This is a genomic window from Acinetobacter sp. UBA2063 (assembly GCF_002333245.1).
Classification (GTDB): Bacteria; Pseudomonadota; Gammaproteobacteria; order Pseudomonadales; family Moraxellaceae; genus Acinetobacter; species Acinetobacter parvus.
On record NZ_DDAH01000141.1, the window covers coordinates 1 to 4,035 of the forward strand.

Annotated in this window: 3 protein-coding genes; 2 read left to right on the plus strand and 1 reads right to left on the minus strand. The window is 42.1% G+C overall.

What is annotated here, in order from left to right; translation table 11 throughout:
• Together B4H32_RS06480 and B4H32_RS06485 are read left to right on the plus strand one after the other, a co-directional pair.
• The coding region (locus B4H32_RS06480) for an ATP-binding cassette domain-containing protein (protein ID WP_286800931.1) at positions 1-1,315 on the plus strand (1,315 nt) is incomplete at its 5' end.
• Between the two features lie 99 nt (positions 1,316-1,414).
• Entirely contained in the window at positions 1,415-2,659 is a 1,245-nt protein-coding gene (locus B4H32_RS06485; RefSeq protein WP_004681255.1) for an NADH:flavin oxidoreductase/NADH oxidase family protein, read from the plus strand.
• Between the two features lie 66 nt (positions 2,660-2,725).
• Here B4H32_RS06485 and B4H32_RS06490 read toward each other — a convergent pair.
• On the minus strand, positions 2,726-4,035 hold a 1,310-nt coding region (locus tag B4H32_RS06490), incomplete at its 5' end, for an iron-containing redox enzyme family protein (RefSeq protein WP_286800936.1).

Sequence of the window (4,035 nt, forward strand, 5' to 3'; positions counted from 1 at the left end):
TGCCATGATTTTTCAGGAACCCATGACCGCACTCAATCCATTACATAAGGTAGAAAAGATCGTTGGTGAAAATCTGATTTTGCAAGGTCTGTCCAAAGCAGAAGCTCAGCAAAAAGTGATCAATTTACTACATGATGTGGGCATTGAGGATGCACAGCAGATTCTAAAATCCTATCCACATCAGCTTTCGGGTGGGCAACGACAGCGTGTCATGATTGCAATGGCACTGGCTTTAGAACCTGATATTTTAATTGCCGATGAACCCACCACTGCTTTAGATGTGATGTTACAGGTACAGATTTTAGCTTTGCTTAAAAAGCTGCAACAGCAACGCAACATGGCGATGATTTTGATTAGCCATGACCTCAATCTGGTCAAACGTTATGCTGATCATGTGCTGGTTTTGAATCAGGGTAAAGTCGAAGAGCAAGGTACAATTGCTGAAATTTTTGACCAGCCAAAAACGGAATATACCCGAAATTTACTCAATCACGATTTTGGACAGGCTTTGGTATTGGAATCAGCAGAAACGTTATTAAGGCTTGAAAATGTCACGGTAAAATATCCAATTAAACACGGCTTATTCAACCAGATTAAACATTATAAAATGGCAGCCGAAGCGATTGATTTGAGCTTAATGCGAGGTGAAGCCTTAGGCATCGTCGGGGAGAGTGGTTCGGGAAAATCTTCTTTAGCTTTGGCAATTGCACGTCTGATTGCCAGTGAGGGAGACATTATTTTTCAGGGCAAAAATTTAAACCAATTGAATCAAAAACAACTTAGACCTTTACGAAGTGATTTTCAGATCGTATTTCAAGACCCTTTGAGCAGCTTAAATCCACGTATGACAGTTGAACAGATCATTGGGGAGGGCTTAAAGCTTAGATCAATTTCCAAAATATTGATTACAAATAAAATTGAAGAAGTACTGAGTAAAGTTGAATTATCAATAGAGTCTAAGCATTCATATCCACATCAACTGTCTGGTGGGCAACGGCAAAGAGTGGCATTGGCAAGGGCTTTGGTGTTACAACCCAAACTTATTATATTGGATGAACCCACCTCAGCACTGGATCGCAGTACACAGCGTGCCATGATTCAATTGTTACGCCGATTACAGCAGCAAGACCAGATCAGTTACATCTTTATCAGTCATGACTTACAAGTCATTCAAGCGCTCTGCCAAAAGATCATGGTCATGCGCCAAGCCAAAGTTGTGGAATATCAAGCAACAGCACTTCTGTTTAACCAGCCTCAAACAGAATATACACAACAGTTGATCACAGCCAGCCAGTACGGAGCATCTTGTAATTAAACTGACATATGATATTGTCAATTTATCGGAAGATAGCTTGACATCAACAATAATCAGATTAAATTGGAGTAAATACTCTAATTGTAGCAGAGGATGACCATGAGTCAGATTGCAGACAGTATCCAGATTCGTAATACCACATTTAAAAACCGTATTATCAAAGGTGCCATGAGTGAAGCACTTGCCAACCATGATGGACAACCGAATGATTTGCATATCGGTTTATATGAGGCTTGGGCAAAGGGTGGTTTAGGTTGTGCCATTACAGGCAATGTGATGGTGAGTATCGCTGCCAAGAATGAACCTGGTGTGGTTGTAATTGAAACTGAACGTGATTTGGCAAAATTACAGCAGTGGGCGGCAGTGGGTAAAAAATACGGGATGGTACAATTGATTCAATTGTCACATCCAGGTCGTCAATGTCCAAAAGGTTTGAATAAGGAAACGGTTGCACCCTCGGCTGTGCCATTTAGCCCAATGCTGGCCACCATGTTTGGTACGCCTCGTGAACTAAAACATGAAGAAATTCTGGATATTATCCAGCGTTTTGCCACAGCAGCAGCCATTTGTGAAAAAGCAGGTTTTGAGGGCGTGCAACTACACGGTGCGCATGGTTATCTGATCAGCCAGTTTTTATCGCCACTGACCAATAAACGTACTGATCAATGGGGTGGTTCAATTGAGAATCGCAGCCGCTTCTTATTAGAAATTTATAAGGCGGTACGTGCTGCGACTTCTGAGAATTTTATCATTTCAGTGAAATTAAACTCGGCAGACTTTCAGCGCGGTGGCATTAGTGAAGAAGACGTGATTTATGTCTTTAAGGCGATGGATGCAGTCGGGATTGATATTATTGAAGTTTCTGGTGGAACCTATGAGGCACCAGCCATGGCGGGGGTAAAAGCAGAGAAACGTAAAGCGTCAACGGTTGCCCGTGAAGCCTATTTCCTCGACTTTGCCGAAAAGATCCGTCAGGAAGTTAATTGTCATTTAATGGTGACGGGGGGCTTCCGTACCGCAGCAGGTATGAACGCAGCTCTGGATAGTGGCGCATGTGATTTCATCGGTATTGCACGTCCATTTGCGGTCGAGCCTGATCTGGGTAACCGTCTGGTTGCAGGACAGGATGTACGTTATGCAGTGGAGAAAATTAAAACCGGTATTCCAATGATCGATAAAATGGCGATTATGGAAATTATTTGGTATGCCGCGCAATTTAAAGAAATTGCTAAAGGTAATCGACCAAATCCAAAGCTGTCACCTTTAAAGGTATTTTTAAATTATGTAAAAGGCAATGTGAAAGCTGTGATTAAAGGTCAGATCAATTCACGTAAATCGGCTTGATTTGCATAATGCATTGAAGCAAAAAACAGGGCATATAAAAGGCCCTGTTTTTAATGAACTATCTTTTTAAGAATAAGTCATGGCTTGAGTCTGAAAAGGGAAGAGTAGCTGGGAAAGCTGACGTGTTGCCCACAAGCCCACTTCCTGATGATGCATATGCGGTGCCACATAAGGAATCAATAAATCAATTTTTTGTTCGGCAGCAGCACAGCGATTCAGACGGCTTTTCAGTTGATGGATCTGTTGCTGGTCGATACGGTTCAACACCAGTTCCATCTGGTTATGTACTTGAGATCTGCTGCGTGATGACAGACGAGCAGCAAAAGTCTCACCTTGAATCCAGTCTTTAATAATCTGTTTTTCACTGGCATTAAATACACCAAACATTTTGCCATCTGGATCATCAATCATTTTCCAGAAACGACTTTGTTCAACAGGTGCATCTCTTACAATCCAGCCTTTTTCAATCATGACTATCAGGAAGTCCGCAATCTGTGCCGGATCGGATAACCATTCATTAATGGTCTTGCCTCTAAACTGGCATTTCTGGTTATGGATATATTGTCCAATCAGCGCTTTGTTCTGGAACACTTTCAAAGCCAGTTTTTCAGTATCCAGTTGCTTGATGATCTGGGTAGAACTTTTACCAATGTCATTCAGCACATAACCTTTTTTAATCAGATCAAGATACTGAGCAGGATCTTCAGCGAGTGCATATTGATCTAAATACGCTTGCAGCGATTTTTGTGCATGACCATTGTGAGCATTATCAATGGTAATGTGTACATTGAAGTAATGTGGATCAATACCCAGTTCAGACAGCTCATAATTGGTAACTAACAGGTGTAAGGGCAGCTGCTCATAACCCAGATTAAAACCAATGACTAACGGTAAATATTCTGGCGGTGCATAAGCTAGTGCCAGTTGAACGGCTGCCTGTTCATAATAACTGGCATCTAACTGTTCAGCATAGCTGTTCAACTCATAATGATTCAGCAAGTCCTGATACATGGTGACATGATTGGCGCGGGTATGACCCAAGCCCAGTTCTTCCAGATAGATATAAATCAGGTCTTTGTTTTCCGGACGATTCCAGTTTTGCACAGTTGAATACAACCATGAGCCGTCTACCAGTTTTACAGGTGCGACTTTGGCCAAGAACTCAAATGCATGTGACACAGTCGGGAAGTATTCACGTCCTTGCTGCTGTTTACGCCGTTCTACATACGATTGGAAAATTGCGCAGGTTTGGTGGTGCTGTTCCAGAAAATGTTGCTCTACATGTCTGGGTTGATCCAGCCATTCCAATCCAGCCACATCAACTTGATGGATTAAATCTCTTAAATAGTTCTCAGCCTGTTCAGATCGGAAGAGCG